This window comes from Aldersonia kunmingensis (assembly GCF_001646865.1).
In the GTDB taxonomy this organism is placed as follows: domain Bacteria; phylum Actinomycetota; class Actinomycetes; order Mycobacteriales; family Mycobacteriaceae; genus Aldersonia; species Aldersonia kunmingensis.
The window spans coordinates 45,462-64,209 of record NZ_LRRB01000161.1; the positions used below are offsets into that span (position 1 = coordinate 45,462).

Annotated in this window: 15 protein-coding genes and 1 pseudogene; 6 read left to right on the forward strand and 10 right to left on the reverse strand. The window is 65.4% G+C overall.

Annotation, left to right across the window (positions count from 1 at the left end; all coding sequences use genetic code 11):
• The first annotated feature begins 2 nt into the window (after window positions 1-2).
• Window positions 3-1,502, forward strand: coding sequence for an ANL family adenylate-forming protein (locus tag A8G08_RS12060; protein WP_068274059.1), 1,500 nt, complete (start codon window positions 3-5; stop codon window positions 1,500-1,502).
• Here the strand turns inward: A8G08_RS12060 and A8G08_RS12065 are convergent.
• The 8 genes and pseudogenes from A8G08_RS12065 to A8G08_RS12100 form a co-directional block, all read right to left on the reverse strand.
• Window positions 1,499-2,542, reverse strand: a complete 1,044-nt coding sequence (locus A8G08_RS12065; protein WP_245672792.1) for a M23 family metallopeptidase — start codon at window positions 2,540-2,542, stop codon at window positions 1,499-1,501. The two genes, A8G08_RS12060 and A8G08_RS12065, sit on opposite strands and share 4 nt — an antisense overlap.
• Before the next feature lie 320 nt (window positions 2,543-2,862).
• Window positions 2,863-4,239, reverse strand: coding sequence for a flavin-containing monooxygenase (locus A8G08_RS12070; protein ID WP_068274063.1), 1,377 nt, complete (start codon window positions 4,237-4,239; stop codon window positions 2,863-2,865).
• Window positions 4,240-4,247: 8 nt separating this feature from the next.
• Entirely contained in the window at window positions 4,248-5,324 is a 1,077-nt protein-coding gene (locus A8G08_RS12075; protein WP_157108529.1) for a phosphotransferase family protein, read from the reverse strand.
• A gap of 5 nt (window positions 5,325-5,329) precedes the next feature.
• A complete protein-coding gene (locus A8G08_RS12080) occupies window positions 5,330-6,166 on the reverse strand; it encodes an SDR family NAD(P)-dependent oxidoreductase (protein ID WP_068274069.1) in 837 nt (278 codons plus the stop codon).
• Between the two features lie 117 nt (window positions 6,167-6,283).
• A pseudogene (locus A8G08_RS12085) lies at window positions 6,284-7,173 on the reverse strand (alpha/beta hydrolase).
• Window positions 7,174-7,237: 64 nt separating this feature from the next.
• A complete protein-coding gene (locus A8G08_RS12090) occupies window positions 7,238-8,005 on the reverse strand; it encodes an enoyl-CoA hydratase/isomerase family protein (RefSeq protein WP_068274071.1) in 768 nt (255 codons plus the stop codon).
• Entirely contained in the window at window positions 8,005-9,276 is a 1,272-nt protein-coding gene (locus A8G08_RS12095) for an acetyl-CoA hydrolase/transferase family protein (RefSeq protein WP_068274073.1), read from the reverse strand. The genes A8G08_RS12090 and A8G08_RS12095 overlap by 1 nt, the downstream gene beginning before the upstream one ends.
• Entirely contained in the window at window positions 9,273-10,448 is a 1,176-nt protein-coding gene (locus A8G08_RS12100; protein WP_068274074.1) for a CaiB/BaiF CoA transferase family protein, read from the reverse strand. The genes A8G08_RS12095 and A8G08_RS12100 overlap by 4 nt, the downstream gene beginning before the upstream one ends.
• Before the next feature lie 90 nt (window positions 10,449-10,538).
• Here A8G08_RS12100 and A8G08_RS12105 point away from each other — a divergent pair, with 90 nt between their 5' ends.
• The 5 genes from A8G08_RS12105 (at window position 10,539) to A8G08_RS12125 (ending at window position 16,874) form a co-directional block, all read left to right on the forward strand.
• A complete protein-coding gene (locus A8G08_RS12105) occupies window positions 10,539-12,044 on the forward strand; it encodes a class I adenylate-forming enzyme family protein (protein WP_068274075.1) in 1,506 nt (501 codons plus the stop codon).
• Window positions 12,041-12,817: an SDR family NAD(P)-dependent oxidoreductase gene (locus A8G08_RS12110; protein WP_068274076.1), complete on the forward strand. Its 777-nt coding sequence runs from the start codon at window positions 12,041-12,043 to the stop codon at window positions 12,815-12,817. Before A8G08_RS12105 ends, A8G08_RS12110 begins: the two co-directional genes overlap by 4 nt.
• A 122-nt stretch (window positions 12,818-12,939) precedes the next feature.
• Window positions 12,940-13,923, forward strand: coding sequence for an acrylyl-CoA reductase (NADPH) (acuI, locus tag A8G08_RS12115; RefSeq protein WP_068274078.1), 984 nt, complete (start codon window positions 12,940-12,942; stop codon window positions 13,921-13,923).
• A gap of 9 nt (window positions 13,924-13,932) precedes the next feature.
• Window positions 13,933-15,135 carry an FAS1-like dehydratase domain-containing protein gene (locus A8G08_RS12120; protein ID WP_068274085.1) on the forward strand — a complete coding sequence of 401 codons (1,203 nt, stop codon included), beginning with the start codon at window positions 13,933-13,935 and terminating at the stop codon, window positions 15,133-15,135.
• Between the two features lie 23 nt (window positions 15,136-15,158).
• The gene (locus tag A8G08_RS12125) at window positions 15,159-16,874 is read left to right on the forward strand and encodes a class I adenylate-forming enzyme family protein (RefSeq protein WP_084436125.1); all 1,716 of its coding nucleotides are present in this window, start codon (window positions 15,159-15,161) and stop codon (window positions 16,872-16,874) included.
• Window positions 16,875-17,107: 233 nt separating this feature from the next.
• On the opposite strand, the gene A8G08_RS12130 is transcribed toward A8G08_RS12125, so the two are convergent.
• Window positions 17,108-18,193, reverse strand: coding sequence for an acyl-CoA dehydrogenase family protein (locus A8G08_RS12130; RefSeq protein ID WP_068274089.1), 1,086 nt, complete (start codon window positions 18,191-18,193; stop codon window positions 17,108-17,110).
• Window positions 18,190-18,748 (reverse strand): acyl-CoA dehydrogenase family protein (locus tag A8G08_RS12135; protein WP_281182144.1); only part of this gene is annotated, 559 nt, incomplete at its 5' end. The genes A8G08_RS12135 and A8G08_RS12130, both read right to left, overlap by 4 nt.

Sequence of the window (18,748 nt, forward strand, 5' to 3'; positions counted from 1 at the left end):
AAATGTCCGAGGACGCTGGATCCGAGTTCGCTACCGAGTTGACCGCGCATCTGGCGGCATACGGTGGTCGAGACTTCATCGAGTTCGAACGGAAGTGGTACTCCGGCAGCGATATCCGGCGGTACATCGACGCGATCGATGATGCGCTCGATTGCGCGGGGGTCTCTCGCTCGGCTCCGCTCGCCATTGTCGTCCGCAATCGCATCCCGCACGCCGCCGCGATCCTCGGATTCATCGCCGCGCGTAGACCGGTGGCAATGGTGTACTCGTATCAATCCTCGGGTGCCATCGCCCGCGATATCGAGAACTTGCGGCCCGCGGCCGTCGTCGCTGACCGACAGGACTGGACCGAAACACTGACCGCGGCGTGTGAACGCATCGGCAGTGCGGGAATCGCACTGTCACTGGATAATCCCTGCGCTGAGGTCGCGTCGGAACGACGCGACAACGGGGGCGGTGGCGCTCCAGCGCTCGATATTGCGGGACTGCATATCCTCACCAGTGGCACCACCGGGCCACCACGTCGAGTGCCGCTACCCACCGCCGTGTTGCGGCACACCGTGCTCAGCATGACGGGCGGCCTGACCGCTTCTCCGGATGATCCGCCCGAGCTGGTGTTCTGGCCCTTCGGCAGCATCGGGATCTGTCAGCTACTCGCGGCACCATTTCTCGGCAAGCGGATGGTGCTGCTCGAGAAGTTCACGGTCGAGGACTGGGTTCGCGCGGTCAAGACGTACCAAATCCGGCGAACCGGCGTGCAGCCCGCCATCCTGCGAATGATTCTGGACGCGGACGTGCCGCCCGAGGATCTGGCTTCGCTGCAGTCCCTGCCGGGCGGCTCCGGACCACTCGACCCGCAGCTGCGCGAGGAGTTCGAAAGGCGCTACGGCATTCCGCTGCTGTGGGGTTATGGCGCAACGGAATTCGCCGGCTCGGTCTGCGCGTGGACTCCTGATCTACACGAGAAGTACGCCAGCGAGAAGCGCAACAGTGTGGGCAGGCCGCTACCGGGAGTGGAGGTCCGAATTGTGGACCCCGACACCGCCCGCGAAGTTGCTTCTGGCGAACAGGGTTTCCTCGAGGCTCGGGTTGCTGTGATCGGACCAGATTGGGTCCGCACGACAGACGTGGCTTCGGTGGATGCCGACGGCTTCGTGACCCTGCACGGTCGTGGCGACGGAGCCATCATTCGCGGCGGTTTCAAGGTCCTCCCGGAGACCGTGCGGAAGGTGCTGCTCGATCACCCCGCGGTGCTCGACGCGACCGTTGTCGGTGTGCCGGATCGTCGACTTGGCGCAGTGCCGTTCGCGGCCGTGGAACTGCGCCACAGCGCGACGCCGCCGAGCGAAGCAGAGTTGCAGGACCTTGTGCGCGCCGAGTTGCCGAGCCACCACGTGCCGGTCGCGATAGTCACCGTCAACGAGTTGCCGCGCAACGCGGCGATGAAGGTGCTCGTGCGTGACGTGGCGGCCCTGTACGACAAGCGAGAGATCGGCCCCTAACTGGGGAACGTGACCACATCGAGGAACATCGGCAACTCGTCCGTCTTCGTGCCAGTCGAAACGGCCGACTGCATCGGCGCAGGTCCACCGGTAGTCGCGAGTTCGTCGACCGCACCGAGTGAAGCCAACCGCCCGGTGAGCTCGAACGAATCGAACTCATACGGCAAACCGTTCGCTCGCAATGGATCCGGGCCGGCCATCACGTGAAAATGCAGATGGGGTGCATCGGTGTTCCCGGAATTGCCGAGATTGCCCAGAACTTGGCCTGCACTGAGTTCATCACCCGCCTCGACCTTGACACTTCCCGTCTTCAAATGTGCATACAACGCGTAGTGGCCGTTGCCGAGGTCCTGCACGACGTGATTTCCGGCGTATTCGTCGAGCGGGAGTCCCGTCGGTGAGGCTCCGGGTACTTGCTCAGGTAGGCCGTCGAGTACAGCGACGACCTTGCCATTCGCGACAGCCTGGATATCAGTACCGAAGTACGGATACGACTCGAGTTTGGCCCGATCACCGTTGAACAGCTTGCCTTGCGCGTCGACTTGAACCCAGTCGATGGCAAAGCGTTCCGCGACCCAGAACGAACCGTCGATTGGGTTCACCGCATGGCGATGTGGTGTGACCGTGCAGCACCCGTTGGCGTCGACCCAGCCCGCACCCTGCATCGGCGGAGCGATTTTGATCGCGGAACCGGAGACGGTCATCGGCGGCAGCGGCGTGACAACAGTGGCGGGCAACAACGGCAGCATGGGCGTAGACAGGGTCACCGTGAGCGAGTTCTGGACCTGTGTGGGCACCGACTCGCCCTTCGCGATCGACACATCCATCCACACGCGGCCAGATTCGCCGGGACCCATTGTCGTGCCAGGCTTGGCGGTGCCGAACATCGATGTCCAATTGATCAGGTCTGCTGCAGACAGCGTCAGCAACGACTTGCCGTCCGCCTCGGCTTTCACCGAATCGATTGTGACGTCTTGGGGCAGCACGTTGGTCACCTCGAGCTCGTAGACCAGGTGCGTGGTGCCGTCGGTGGTGGCCACCGGCACAGGGTCGTCAAGGACATGCCCGACGACGGGAGTGACGGCGTCCGCGACATCGGCGCTCGGACTTTCGGTCGAGGCTGACGTTGACTCAGCCGACGATTCGGCACCGCTGTCTTCGGAGGACGAACATGCCGCCAGAGCTAGTGCTACAGCCAATCCGGCCACGACACCAAAGCGTCCAGACTTCATTGTTCTGTCCCTTCGCTTGCACGGCTCTGTCCGCGGCCGGCGACACACCGGATCAATAGCATCATGAACGCGGGTCGCTCATCGCGTGCAGCAAGAATCAGAATTGACCCATTTGCCGCCATGCGGGGTCAGGCGGTTTCGCGTACCGGTGGCCGCTGCATCGAGGGATTCACGTGGGGGCTGCGCAGCCGCGCGCGTTCCACCCCCGCAGGAATTTCGCGAGTGCGCAGATCGTGCTCGTACACGAAATAATCGACCTGCTGGGTATGCCGCGGCCGGTCGGTGCAATGCCCCGAATGCAGTTCCTGATCCGCGACGATGACGCGTTCCATCTCGGCGATCGGCGGAAGCGCATATCGGCCGACCGCGTAGGCGCCGAGTAGTCGGGACTGACATTCCACGAACGGGAACAGCGTCGGCACCGACTGTGCGAAGCCCATGAAGACCAGATTGTCGATGCCCGGCTTGAACATCCGCTTGTAGAGACCGATCTGGTTGCCCGGCGCGCTGATGAACTCGGAGTCGAAGAACGGGAACGTGATGTTGTAGCCGGTCGCGTAGATGATGACGTCGAAGTCGTCGCTGGTGCCGTCCTCGAAATGCACTGTCGCGCCGTCGAATCGGGAGACGTTCGGCTTCGGCGCAACGTCGCCGGAGCCGAGCCGCAGCGGCAATTCGACCGACTGGGTGGGATGCGCTTCGAAGAGCTTGTGGTTCGCCGGAGGCAGCCCGTAGAGAGTTGGGTCGGTACCCATCATCGGCATCATCATTTGCAGCGCCTTGCGCTGCCACGACAGCGGGAGGTGCGGCGTCGTGCGCCAGAACTTGTCGCCGGGTCGGCCGGCGATGTACTTGGGCACGATCCACGCACTCGATCTCGTCGACAGCGTGACGTTGTTGCCCAACGCCTTTGAGGACAGTTCGACGGTGATGTCGGCCGCGCTGTTGCCAATCCCGACCACGAGGATTCGCTTGCCATACAGATCCAGTGGTGTCCGCGGGTCGATATAGCTGTGCGAGTGGATCGTCTCGCCGGTGAATGTGCCGGGAAAGTCGGCGAACCGCGGATCCCAATGATGCCCGTTGGCCACGACCAGTAGGTCGAATTCGCGGCACTTCCCGGCCTGGTCCTCGATCTCCCATATGCCGTCCGGATTGCGCCGGGCGTGCGCGACACCATTCTCGAACTCGATGTTGTCGAGCAGGCCGAAAGCGTCGGCGTAGGCGTCGAGGTATGCCTTGATATCGGAGTGATGCGGGAAGTCCGGGTACTCCTCCGGCATCGGAAAGTCCTTGAAAGACAAGCGATGTTTGGAGGTGTCGATGTGCAATGAGCGGTAGGCGCTGCTGTGCCCGTTCGGATTTCCGAAGGCCCAGTTTCCACCGATCCGGTCGGACGACTCGAAGGTCGTGTACGGCACTCCGTAATCGGAGAGCATCTTTCCGGCCGTCAGTCCGCTGATGCCCGCGCCGATGATCGCGGTCCGTGGCAGTGCCTCGGCCATATCGCTCCTCAGTTCGTCCGTGGGATCAGATCCAGGGTCCCCAGTTCACGCATCGCTCGGCAGGCTCGGCGCAGCATTGCGACGAACATGTCGTCGCCACGCTCGGTGTTCACCGCGAAGGCACACCCGATCGCAGGGATCAGCAGCGCCTGAATCATGCCGTAACGGTAATCCTGCCAACATGTTTCGCGGTCGTAACCGCTCACTCCGTGCGCAGCGAGCGCGGCGTGGTACTCGTCGACGAGCTGCCCCTCGACGTTCGCACGTAGCTCCGGATCGAGGCCGGTTCCGACGAAGTAGGCGAGGTCGCGCGTCGGCAGACCGACACCGAGGGTCTGCCAATCCACGACCGATACCGCACTGCGGTCCGGGGCGAAGAGCAGGTTGTCGAGTCGATAGTCTCCGTGCAGCAGCGCGAATCGGTCCGGCTCGCCCATCAGCCAGTCACCGACGGAACCCAATCCGGCGAGCAAGGTTTCACGATCGGCGGCATCGAGCTTGTCACCGAGCCGGTCCAGCGTCAGGTCCGCGCTCATCTTGGCGACCTCGCCGAGGCCGCGTTTCGCTGCCTCATCCGTGAGCGCGAAGGCGAGCCCATCGAAACCAAGCCAGGACTCGTCGCACCAGGTCGGACCGTGCAGGCCCGCGAGCGCGCGGACCGCCAGTACCGACTCCGCTATACCGCAGCCCGCGATCTGATCTCCCTGGACCGCCGGCGACTGATCGGCAAGCAGCAGTGCGTAATTGAAGGCATCGTCGCTGATCTCGCAGTGGAAGCACTCCGGCGCGGGCACCGCGACGCGGTCGGCAACGGAAGCGTAGAACGCGCATTCGCTGCGATAGCCGATGGCCACCCGGTCCCGCACCGTGTCATCCCCCGACGGGAGCTTGATGACGAATCGATCGGGCAGGTTTGCCGGATTGTGGGCGTAGGTGACCGAGATCCGGTACGTCGCGCCGGTCTGCCCGGTGCCGACCGGAACAACATCGACACCCAGGACGTCGACGGGTTCGCCCGCGCGACTGAGCACCCCGGCCAGCCAGGCACTCGTGACATCCGAGGGAAATCGAGGTATCTCGGCCACCGCACTCACCGCCCCACCACCGTTTCGCTCCCCGCCGCGCGCTGACGCGCGACGAACTTGATCGACATGCGCTGCAACACACCGGGAAAGAGTCGGGCGAACAACGCGGTCGCACGCGCGCTGCGAGGCGCAACCAGCAGCGCCTTGTTGCGCTCGATCGCACGCAAGGTGTCCGACGCGAGCCGGTCCGGGGAGTAGAAGGACTTGCTCGCCTGGCCCGCGCGGTAGAACTCGCGGCCGTTGAAATTACCCATCCAGCCCTTGTCAAGGATCGGCGTCTCGACTGCGGCCGGGCAGACAGCAAGCACTCCGATGCCTTGTCCCACTGCCTCGGTGCGAAGTGCCAGCGACAGTCCCACGACTGCGTGCTTGGTCATCACGTAGCTGGTGATCCGCCCGGCGGCCGCGAGCCCCGCCATCGATGCAGTGTTGATGATGTGGCCGCTGCCCTGGCGCACCATCTGCGGATAGGCGGCGGCGACGCCGTGCACAACGCCCCGAATGTTGATGTCGATAATGGCGTTCCACTGATCGAGCGTGAGTGTCTCGGTATCGCCGCCCCACGTGATGCCGGCGTTGTTGAACATCAGGTCGAGCCGGCCGGCCCGGGCGACCACCTCGTCCACCGCCGCTTGGACGGCCGCCGCGTCGGTGACGTCGAGCCGGGCCGCCCGCGCGACACCTGGGCCGGTCGCCTCAGCGACCGTGCGCCCGGCGGCGTCGGCATCGATATCGGTACACACGACGTCCGCACCAGCGGCGACAAGTGCCCGTACCAATGCCGCGCCGATCCCGGAACCGCCGCCGGTCACGATGGCCTGCTTGCCGGCGAACCCGCTCATATAGCGGCCCCAGGGATATCTGGCACGCTCAAACCTGCCTCTCGGACTCGCCACGCGTTGGGCAACTGTAATACATACGGCAAGTGCTTCGGTAGCTCCTCCGCGCCGCGAGAAGCGTCAGCTTGCGACCTTCAGCGCGGTGCGCAGGCTCTCGCACTGCCGATCGAAGAACTCGCGGGAAATCGGCGCCTTCGGTGCGACGAGATCGAACCCGTGGAACGCGCCGGGGATGACTTCGACGGAGCAGGGAACCCCGGCGTCCTCGAGGCGAGACGCGTACTCGACGTCCTCGTCGAGGAACAAGTCTTTGTCACCAACCCCGATCCAGGCGGGTGGCAGCCGGAGAGATCCGAGCGACGGGCCGGCACGGCGAGGTTGGGATCCGCCTTGCCGCGGTAGGCCTCCCAGCCGAACCGGTTGCTGTCCCGATTCCAGAGGCGGTAGTTGTCCTGACTTCCGGTGTGCGGCCGATCGTCGAGCATCGGATAGACGAGCAGTTGAAATGCGACATCGATATCGCCGAGGTCGTGTGCGCGCTGCGCCAGTGCAGCGGCAAGTCCTCCACCCGCGCTCGCGCCGCCTACGGCGAGGCGAGACGGTTCCACGCCGGGGAGGTCCGCGAGCACTTCGAGCGCGGCGTAGCAATCGTCCAATGCGGCTGGGTAGGGGTGCTCGGGTGCGAGACGGTAGTCGACCGAGGCCACGGTTGCGCCGAGTTCACGGCTGAATCGGCGGCACAGCCTGTCGTCGAACTGGGCGCGGCCGATGACGTACCCACCGCCGTGGATCCAGAGCAGACCGGCGCCGGTCGCACTGTCCTCATCGGGATGGAACAGGCGCACCGATGCGCCGTTCGGAAGCTCTCGTACATCGACACCGGAGTCGCGTTTGGGTAGCACCTTGGTCAGAGCCCGGACGATTCCCAGGCTGTGCGGCCCCACGGCAGCGTGGGGAAGGAATCGCGCTGCCCGGCGAAGGTCGGGATGGAAAACATCGTTGGTCACCATAGAACGCAGTATGCACGCGAACCCCAGAAGTGAAAACAGTCTTGTTCAAAGCAATTACGGTTGCTTACAATCCCTTCCACTGCGGGGTTCGCTTTTCGGCAAAGGCACGCGGCCCTTCCTGCGCGTCTTCACTGTTGTAGCAGTACTCCGAGGCATGCCGGGCGGCCTGCAGCGCGGCGGATCGACCCATCTCGGTCGCCAGCATCACCGTCTCACGTGCAGCGCGCACCGACAGCGGCGCTCCGACAAGAATCTCGCCCGCCAGGTCGAGGGCCGCGTCGAGCAATTGACCCGGCTCCGCGATGCGATTGACGAGCCCGATCTCATAGGCGCGCTGCGCAGTGATCGGCTTCCCCGTCAGCAGGATCTCCATCATGATCCGCTGCGGAATCATGTGGATGAGGGGCGACGCCCATGGCGAACTGCGGCCGACCTTGACCTCGGTGATCGCGAAGGTCGCGGTGCTGCTCGCCACGCATAGGTCGCAGGACTGCGCGAGCATCCATCCGCCGGCGAACGCGGCACCGTTGACCGCAGCGATTGTCGGCTTGGACAGTTCGATCGTGTCGTAGGGCAGCGCGAACATATCGCGCGGCGGCACCTTCATACCGGTGTCGACCATTTCCTTGAGGTCGCCACCGGCGCAGAACGCCTTCTCCCCCGCACCGGTGAGGATCGCGACGCGCAACGCCGAATCGCGCTCGAAGCGGTCCCACGCGTCGGCCAATCCGGCCCGAACATCCTTGGCCAGAGCATTTCTTGTCTCGGGGCGGTTGAGGGTGATGACCGCGATGCCATCTGCACGCGCCTCGAACAAGACCGCGTCACTCATCAGAAACCCCTTCGCGCAATCTCATTCGCTTCCCGCTCCAGCTCCTCGCGGAAATCGGGGTGAGCTATGTCGATCAGCCGCCGGGCTCGCTCGGCCAGCGTTCGGCCTTTCAGTTCGGCGGCTCCGAACTCGGTGACGATCACATCCACATCGGATCGTGCGGTGGTGACAGGGCCCGACAGACGAGTCGTAATTCGGCTCACCGCACCATTTTTCGCGGTCGCGGGGAGAGCGATGATGGCGTGCCCGCCGCGTGACCGTGCACCGCCGCGAACGAAATCCACCTGCCCGCCGGTACCGCCCAGATAGGCCGAACCGGTCTGCTCGGCGTTCACCTGCCCGCCGAGGTCCACCTCGATCGCCGAGTTGACAGTGACGAGTCGGTCCAACTGGGCGAGCACACCGGCGTCGTGAGTGTAGGCGGTCGTGCACATCTTCAAGGCAGGGTTGCGGTCGACGAACTCGTACAGCCGCTTGGTGCCGATCAGAGCACCCGTGATGGATACCCCGGTGTCGATCGGCTTGCGGGCGTTGGTGACAACACCCGCTTCGACCAGTTCGACCAGGGTGTCGCCCACCATTCCCGAGTGCACGCCGAGATCGCGACGGTCGTACAGGCGACGCAGCAGCGCATCGGGCACCGCGCCCACCCCGACCTGGAGCACCGAGCCGTCCTCCACGAATTGCGCGGCGTGGGTGGCAATGGCCTCGTCGGTTTCGCTCATCCGCGCCGGCGCGACCTCCACCGGTGCGCGCGAAACCTTTACCGCACAATCGATCCGATCTGCAGGAAGCAATTCGCCATGCGTGTACGGCACCTGCTCGTTGACCTCGGCGATCACAACACGGGCCTTGGCGATGGCCGCCTGCATGTAGTCGCTGACCAGACCGAGGCTGTGATTGCCGTCGGCGTCGGCGGGGCTCACGGACACGAATGCGATATCGCAGCCGAGAATCCCGTCGGTGATCATCGGACCGACCTGGCTCACATGGATCGGGATCACGTCGAGCTTGTGCTCCTTCGTGAGCGCGCGCAGTGTGCCGATCGCGCCCATGCTCGACACCCTGAAGCCTCGTACCGCTTCAGGAGTAAGAACGCCGGAGAAGCTGGTCGCGGTGAAAAGCGACAGGCCACCGATCCGCTCTCCTTGTTCGATCAGTGCCTCGACCAAAGTCGTTGTCTCACCACATGCTTGGCCCATGACGATCCGGTCGCCGGGCCTGACGAACTCGGCCAGATCGAACTCGCCGAGGCCGTTCACAATCCTCATGCGTGGGTCGCCGAGTCGGACCAGGCGGACTGCGTTGCCCGGAGCTGTGCGGTGACATCCGCTGTGTTCTCGCCCAGGCGCGGGGCCGCCCCGTCGATTCGGCCGGGTGTCCGCGAAAACCATGTCGGCGGTCCGGGGAAGCGCACCGGGCCGTAGTCGGAATCCACTGTCTCGAAAAGACCGACGTCGTTGAGGTGCGGATTGTCGAAGAGTTCGTCGAGGGTCCGCACGGGCGCGGCGGGAACGTGCAGGGATCCGAGCAATTCGAGCCATTCTTTCGTAGTCCGCTGAAGGAAAGTCTCGCCGAGATGTGCGTACACGGTGTCGATCTGGCGCGCGCGTTGCTCGAGCGTGGCGAAATGGTCTCCGGCCCAGGGTGGTTTCACAGCGCCGATGAACGCGGCCCACTGCTTGTCGTTGTAGATCAGCGCGGAAACGTAGCCGTCCTTGGTGCGGTACGGCTTTCGGGCCGGAGTGAGTGCGCGCGGATAGGCGGCGGCGCCGAGCGGCGGCGTGAACATCGCGCCGTTGGCGTGCTCCACAAGCATGAACGCGGCCATCGTCTCGAACATGGACACCTCGACCTCTTGGCCCTCACCCGTGCGCTCGCGATGGAACAGCGCCATCGTGGTGGCGTAGAGCGCGGTGATGCCGGCGACCTTATCGGCGATGATCGTCCCGACATACGAGGGCTCTCCGGTCAACTGCTCCTGCGCATACGGAATGCCGCACTCGGCCTGAATCGTGTCGTCGTAGGCGGGCTTATCCGCATCGCGCCCACGACGGCCGTACCCATAGCAGTTGGTGTAGACGATCGACGGGTTGATCGTGGCGACGTCGTCGTACCCGAAACCGAGCTTTGTGATCGCCTTGCCCCGCATCGAATGGATGAACACATCGGCACCATCGATAAGGGTTCGCAGTGTCGCCTTGCCCTCCTCGGTCTGCAGGTCGAGGACGACGCTGCGCTTGCCTCGGTTGACGTTGACGAAAACGCCGGCCATCCCGGGTTCCGGTCCGACGGAGATATAGCGGGTGTTGTCCCCGGCCGGGGGCTCGATCTTGATGACGTCGGCGCCCATGTCGGCCATGACCTGGGTGCAGTACGGCCCAAACACCATCGTCGTCAGATCGACGACCCGCACGCCGGCCAGCGGCCCGGTGTGTTCCATTACGAGCGCCTACTTTCCTGGGAGACAGTCTTTCCGAGGCTATAGGATGAATCCTTGCAAGGATAGCGAGAATAGGGTTTGGTAGACCGCGTGAACGCTCCCGCGCCGATCGAATCGATCGCCCGTGTACTCGATGCTGCTCTCGCGGAACGCCCCGAGGCAACAGCGATCGTGGCGGCCTCCGGGTCCTGGACCTATACCGAACTCAATGCGGAGGCCGAGCGCGCTGCGGCGGCGCTGTGGTCGCTCGGCGTGCGCCCCGGCGACCGGGTCGCAGCCTGCCTGCCCAATGATCTCGACATCGTCGCGGCATTCCACGGCGCCGCGCGCATCGGTGCGATCTGGGCCGGCATCGGCGAGGCGCTCAGCGTTTCCGAGCAACAGCACCTGCGCGAACTGGTCGACCCGAAGGTCGTGCTGGCCGGCCCGCGCTGCTTGCTGGACGGGCCGACCTGCGTCGACCTCGACCGGTGGGCCGCGCTGCGCACGAACGCGGATTCCGCGCCGCATGTCGACGTTGATCTCGACGCACCCGCCGGTATTGCCTTCACCAGCGGCACCTCGGGCACACCCAAGGCCGTCGTACACAGCCAGCGCAATCTCCTGCTGCCCGGTGCCGCCTTGGTCGCGACACGTGGTTGGGGTCCCGACCTTCGCAAGGGCGACAGCTTCCCGCTGACGATTCTGAATCTGATGGTGCTGTCCACGCTGCTCACCGCCCAGGCCGGCGGATGCGCGGTGATCATGGACCGCCGCGACGTCGATGGGGTCGCCGAGTGGATCGCCGAGCATCGCGTGACCGTGTGGAACGGCGCGCCGGCGCAGCTGTTCGATATGGCGAAGCGCCCGCACCTCGACCTCAGCTCGCTCCGCGAGGTCTGGAGCGGCGGTAGCGACACCCCGGATGCACTGCGCCGCGCTTTCGCCGCCACACATGGAATCATTCCGCGCGCGACGTATGGGCTCACCGAGGCGCCGACCGTGGTCGCTATCGATCCGGCAGGCGAGGACTGGCGTCCCGGCGCGAGCGGATGTGCACTCCCCCACTTCGATGTTGCCGCCTACGACGATGATGGCAACCGCCTGCCGGCCGGCGAACTCGGTGAGCTGCGAATCGCAGGCAGCACCGAAGGCCCGTGGGCCGGGCGCTGGACACCCCTGCTCGGCTACTGGGCCGATGGCGGCGTGCACCCGGCGGAGTCCGGACCGTTTCCTACCGGCGACGTTGGCACCGTCACCGAGGACGGCTGGCTGAGCGTGCTGGACCGCAAGAAGCTCGTCATCATCCGCGGCGGGGCCAATGTGTACCCGCTCGAGGTCGAGCGCGTCCTCGCCACCCATCCCGAGGTGGCGAAGGTCGCGGTATGCCCTGTGCCGGACGAGCGGCTGGGACAACGGGTTGCTGCGGTCGTCGAATCCGCCTCTCCGGGAATCGACTTCGACGCGCTCGCCGACCTATGTCGACGCGAGCTGGCGGCGTACAAGGTGCCCGAGGTGTGGGCCCAAGTCGACGCGTTGCCGCTCAACGCAATGGGCAAGATCCAGCGCACGGAGTTGCCTGCGCTGCTCGACAGCGTCGGAGGGCGGTCCGAGTGACCACGAATTCGCCAATCACACCACCGTCTTTTGGGCTCGATGGCCGGGTCGCGATCGTCACCGGAGCATCATCCGGACTCGGAGCGGCGGTGGCGCGCTCGCTCGCCTCGCTCGGGGCTCGGGTCGCTGTTGTGGCGCGGCGCTACGACAAGCTCGCCGAACTCGCCACGCAGATCGACGGACTCGCGGTCGCCTGCGACTTGTCCGATCTCGACGCGGTCGGCACGGTCGTGCCTGAAGTGGTGGCGGGCCTCGGTCCACCAGCGATCCTCGTCAACGCCGCCGGGACCATGTTCAGCTACGAACCCGCCGAGTCCGAACCGGTGGACGCACTGCGCAAGACCATGGACCTCAATCTGCTCGCGCCGTTCCTGCTCGCGCAGGGCGTGTTTCCGCATATGTGTGCCGGGGGCGGCGGGTCGATCGTCAATATCTCCTCGATCAGCGGCCGCGTCGGCATTCCCGGTATCCCGCAGGCGTCGTACGCAGCGAGCAAGGCAGGCCTGTCCGGTCTGACATCGGAGCTTGCCATCCAGTGGGCCCGGCATTCGATCCGCGTGAACACCGTCGCGCCCGGCTTCTTCCGCAGTGAGATCACTGGTCCGCTCTATGACGCGGAGCGGTCCCTCGAGTACTTGCGGCGCAATACTCCGCTGCCCAAGGAGGGCACGGCTAACGACATCGTGGGCGCGGTCATGTGGCTCGCCGGCGACGCGGGAAGTTACGTCACAGGCCAGACGATCGTGGTCGACGGCGGCTGGACAGCGCGCTGACCACGATGTTGACACCATTCTCCATCCATGCAAACCTTATAAGTAATGAACGGAAACGGGATTCTCGTTTCCGCCTCCCGTCCCGGCGTCCGTGAGACGGTTCGAGAAAGGAACTCCCCCAAGTGTTTTCGGCGATTCTGATCGACAAGGACGAGTCCGGGCAGCGGGTCTCGCAGACCAGCATCGACGATGCGAGCCTTCCCGAGGGTGACGTCACCATCGACGTCGAGTACTCGACGCTGAACTACAAGGACGCCCTGGCGATCACCGGCAAGTCGCCAATTGTGCGGAAGTTCCCGCTGGTGCCCGGCATCGACGTTGCCGGCGTCGTCACCGAGAGCAGCCACGCGGACTGGTCGGCCGGTGACCGCGTCGTCTTGAACGGCTGGGGTGTCGGGGAGTCCCACTCGGGCGGGTTCGCGCAGCGTGCGCGCGTCAACGGCGACTGGCTCGTCCCACTCCCCTCCGCTTTCACATCGCGCCAGGCGATGGCGATCGGCACCGCCGGCTACACCGCGAGCCTCTGCGTCGACGCGCTGCTGAAGTTCGGTGTGACGCCCGACCAGGGCGAGGTGCTCGTCACCGGCGCCACCGGCGGCGTGGGCAGTGTCGCGATCGCGTTGCTGACCAAGGCCGGTTTCACCGTGGCCGCGTCCACCGGCAAGACCAGTGAGGTCGAGTACCTGCAGAAACTCGGCGCAACGACCGTGGTCGATCGCGCCGAGCTCGCCGAGAAGGGCAAGCCGCTGCAGAAGGAGCGTTGGGCGGCCGTCGTCGACTCGGTCGGCAGCCACACCCTCGCCAACGCCGCAGCCCAAACCCGTTACGGCGGAGCCGTTGCCGCGTGCGGTCTCGCGCAGGGCATGGACTTCCCTGCCACTGTTGCGCCGCTCATCCTTCGTGGTGTCTCACTGCTCGGCGTCGACAGCGTCATGGCGCCCAAGCCGCGCCGTCTCGCCGCATGGGATCGGCTGGCGCGTGATCTGGACCCCGCCGTGCTCGACGACATCGCCAGCGAGGTCGCACTCGACGGTGTCATCGCTGCCGCGAGCGACCTGATGGACGGCAAGGTCCGCGGCCGCATCGTCATCGACGTGAATCGCTGAGGAGCACACATGGCAACGAGGAAATCCGCCGCGACCCCCAAGAAGGTCGAGCTCGACCTCTCGGATGTCGACCACCGCGTCGGTCAGCCCATCGGCGGCGGCCAGCAGTGGGAGCCGTGCAGCCCCTCCGATATCCGTCGCTGGGTGATGGCGCTCGACTACCCGAACCCGCTGCACTGGGACACGGAGTTCGCCCGCAACTCCAAGTTCGGTGGCCTCATTGCGCCGCAGTCGATCTGCGTGGCACTGGACTACGGACACGGAGCGGCACCCGCCTGCGTGGGGCGGATCGAGGGTAGCCACCTGATCTTCGGTGGCGAGGAGTGGTGGTTCTATGGCGTACCGGTTCGCCCGGGCGACAAGCTGTTTCAAGACCGGCGCTTCCTGGACTACAAGGTGGCCGACACGAAGTTTGCCGGGCCGACCCTGTTCCAGCGTGGCGAGACCATTCACAAGAACCAGCACGGTGCGCTGGTGGCCCGCGAACACGCCACGTCCATCCGCTACATCGCCGAAGAGGCGAACAAGCGCGGCATGTACGACAACGCGCTCGGTGAGATCAAGCGGTGGACCCAGGAAGAGCTCATCGCGATCGAAAAGCTGCGCTACGACTGGCTGATGTCGAACCGGCTGGGTATCTCGCCGCATTTCGATGAAGTCAAGGTCGGTGACACGTTGCCGCGTCGCGTCGTCGGCCCGCACAGCGTCGCCACTTTCACCACCGAGTACCGCGCCTTCCTGTTCAACATCTGGGGAACCTTCCACTGGACCGCACCCGAGGGCATCGAGGATCCGTGGGTGTACCAGGATCCGGGCTGGACCGAGGGATTCGCCTTCGACGAAGAGGGCGCCAAGATTGATCCGCGGCTGCGCGACGGCCTCTATGTCGGCCCGTCCCGTGGTCACATCGACGGTGACAAAGCCGGCGAGGTGGGCATGTCGCGCGCCTACGGCTACGGCGCCACGATGGGCGGTTGGTGCACCGATTACCTGGCGTACTGGGCCGGTCACGATGGCATGGTGCGTCATAGCAAGGCCGACTTCCGCCTGCCCGCGTTCGAGGGCGACGTGACGTACTTCGACGCCGAAATCATCGGCAAGCAGGAGCAGTCGGAGTGGGGCGTGCCGCTGGTGCAGATCGAACTGCGCCTCACCAATCAGGACGGCGGCACACTCGTGAAGTGCACCGCCGAGGTCGAACTTCCGCGATAAGCACGTCGACAAGGGCGGGTGCAATGACGGCGACGGGTACCGAGACAGTGAATTCTGCGTCGAATCTCGTTCAGCAGCAGCATTTTTCGATCGCCAGCGGTCCGCCGCTGGCGGACGAGCCGGGCCTGGGCACGCTCACGCTGCCCGGGTTGTTGCGCGAGGTCACCACGCAGTTCGGTGATCGCGAGGCGCTCGTCGCCGGAGATGTTCGGTGGACCTACAACGACTTGTGGGAACGTTCCATCGAGGTGGCGCGCGCGCTGCGCGCCGCGGGCATCGGCAAGGACGGCCGCGTCGGCATCCTGATGACCAACCGTCCGGAGTGGCTGACCGGGCTGTTCGGCACCGCGCTTGCCGGCGGCGTGGCCGTCACGCTCAGCACCTTCTCCACGCCTGACGAGCTCGAATACCTGCTCGACGTGTCCGCCATCTCGGTGCTGCTTTTCGAACGCCGGATCCTCAAGCGCGACTTCGCCGACGTCCTGACCGGCCTCGAACCGCAGCTCGAGGTGGCGGCACCCGGCGAAATCGCCTCGGCGAAATACCCGTTCCTGCGCCACGTCGTCGCGGTCGACGACACCCCCGGCGGTGCAATCGAAGGCTGGGACAGCTTCCTCGCACGGGGCGACAGCGAGTCCCGTGACCTGGTTGAGGAAACCGCTGCGCGTACCCGGCCGAGCGATGCCGCCGTGCTGTTCTTCTCCTCGGGTTCGACGAGCAAACCGAAGGGAATTCTCAGCGCGCACCGGGGTGTGTCCATCCAAATGTGGCGCTTCGCACGGATATTCGACCTCAGCCCCAAGGACGACGTGCGCTGCTGGACGGCGAATGGGTTCTTCTGGTCGGGCAACTTCGGCATGGCTGTGGGCACCACGCTCTCCGCCGGCGGGTCCCTCGTGCTGCAGTCCGGTTTCGAGGCCACCGCAGCACTCGAACTCATGCAGGCGGAGCGGGTCAATTTCCTCGTCGCCTGGCCGCACCAGTGGGCTCAGCTGCAGACCGCACCGAACTGGCCAGATGTCGATCTGAGCGCGATGAAGTACGTGGATACCAACTCGCCGGTCGCACAGCACCCCACGGTGTCCACCACCTACACCGAGCCGCTGCAGGCATACGGCAACACCGAAACCTTCACGATCACTTCGTGCTACCCGGCCAACACACCGGTTGATGTCCACGGCAACAGCAGCGGCAAACCGTTGCCCGGCAATACGATCCGAGTGGTCGATCCGTTGAGCGGTGAGGTCGTCCCGATCGGCGAACGTGGCGAGATCTGCGTCAAAGGCCCGACCCTCATGCTCGGCTACCTGGGCACCCCACTCGACGAGACGCTCGACGGCGAGGGCTTCCTGCACACCGGAGACGGCGGGTACCTCGACGACACCGGACGGCTGTTCTGGGAAGGCCGGCTGACCGACATCATCAAGACCGGCGGGGCGAACGTCTCCCCGGTCGAGGTCGACGATGCACTCGAAACGCATCCGGCCGTGAAATTGGGCCGTACCGTCGGCATTCCGCACGAGACCCTCGGTGAGCTGGTCGTGGCGTGCGTCGTGCCGCTGGACGGAATCGTGGTTGACGCGGACGACATTCGCGCGTTCCTCAAGGAGCGCCTGGCCAGCTACAAGGTCCCGCGCGAGGTGCTGTTCTTCGACTCCTCGGAAATGGCCCAGACCGGCAGCGCGAAGATCAAGTCGAGTGAGCTGCGGGAGTTGGCGGCCAAGCGCTTGTCGGAGTAGGCGGTGCAACGCTGAACGCCATCGCCCACTTTTCGCTCTGGTGCGCGGGAACCCACGTGATCGTGAGAAAAGTGGGCGGTGAGGTTCACGTCATCCGCAACAGGCCGTTGGCGCGCACCTCTTCAAGCCAGCGCGCATGCCCAGACATGCGCGAGCACACGAAAAGTGCGCGATCACAAGAAAACTCAACGAAGTAGCGTGCAGTCGGCGCCCCCTGGTCGCCGCCCGCACAGCTACGTCTGTGCCGAATACCGCTCCGCGATCCGGCGGCGATGGGCACCCGGCGAACCGTACAGGGAACGATTCAGGGTCGCGCGCTTGAGGTAGACGTGGATGCCGCTTTCCCAGGTGTATCCCATCCCTCCGTGCAGTTGCATCGCCTTGCCGGCGATATCCACTGCGGCCGCACACGTATACGACTTCGCCATATGCGCGGCGAGTGCGGCATCGGGATCTGCCTCGACTTGGGCACGGACCGCGCCCGCTATCAGTCGACGCGCCACCGATGTCCGTACAAGCATGTCCGCGCACGCGTGTTTTACCGCCTGGAACGAACCGATCTTGCGACCGAACTGCTCGCGGACACCTGCATACGCGACGGTGGCGTCTACCATGGCCTCCGCAATGCCGAGGCTGTCACAGGCGACCGCCACCGAGGCGCGATGCCGCAACCGCTGCACGGCACCGGGTGCGTCGTTCTCGAACTGCCACAAGGCCTCTGGTTCGACCACGGCGCCCGCTGCCTCGACACTCGCAAGGCTTCGGGTCTCGTCGACGACCGGCTGGGGAGTCACGGCAACGCCAGGTGTAGTCGGTTCGATCGCGACCAGCACCGCGGAACCGTCCGATTGCACCGCGGGCACGAGCAGCCGATCCGCGGCGGTCGCGTCGAGTACGAAGTCCGCGTGACCGGTGAGGACGGCGCCATCGGCGGTGTCCTCAACCCGAAACATGCCCGGCTCCAATCCCTCTCCCGCGATAACGACGGCGGGGACGGTGGTGCCCGCGACCGTGGCGTGCAAGAGTTCGTCGCGATAGGCACCGGGTGTCACCATGTCGAGCGCATGGACAGCGAGCGCCACCGACGGGTACGGACCGCGAGCCGCGGCCCTGCCCAACTCGCCAAGGATGACGGCAGTCTCCGCGAAAGTCGCTTCGGCCCCGTCGAACTCGGCCGGTACCTCCAGCCCGAGCCAGCCCGATCGCGCGATGAGCTGCCAGTCCACGGCGGATTCCTCACCGGCCTTGGCAAGCAGTTCCCTTGCAACCGAGCGCAACTCGTCGTGTAGCGCCGCCAACTCTGCGGCGTCCTCGCTCATCGACTCCCCTCCGGTTCCCGCGGCAGGCCGAGGCCACGCTCGCCGATGATGGTGCGTTGGATCTCGCTCGTCCCGCCCGGAATGGTCCATTCCCACGAGCCCACGAAGTCCAGCACCCAGGCCCCCGATTCCCATCCGCTCGACAAGGGCTTCCGCACCAGGGTCTGCGCGGTGAGCCCGGCGACTTCGGCGGCGAAATCGGTCATTCGTTGCAGTAGTTCGCTGTAGAAGAGCTTCACGATCGACGCGTCAGCGGGACCCGGCAGCTTGGCCGAAACTAGGTCCGAGCACAATGCACGCAGGCCGATCAGCTCTGTTTCCAGGCCGGCAAGCCGATCGGACACCACCGCATCGTCCAGCGGCCGCTCCCCCGCCGGCCCGCGCCGGGCGCACATCTCGACGAGCCAGCGGAACCCGCCGTGTCGCAGCCGCTCCGCGAGTTCGAGCATGGTCATGCCGCGCTCGGCCCCCAGCGTCTGCTGCGCAACCCGCCAGCCGTCGTTCTCCGGCCCAACGAGTGCGTCCGCCGGAATGACAACGTCGTCGAGGAAGATC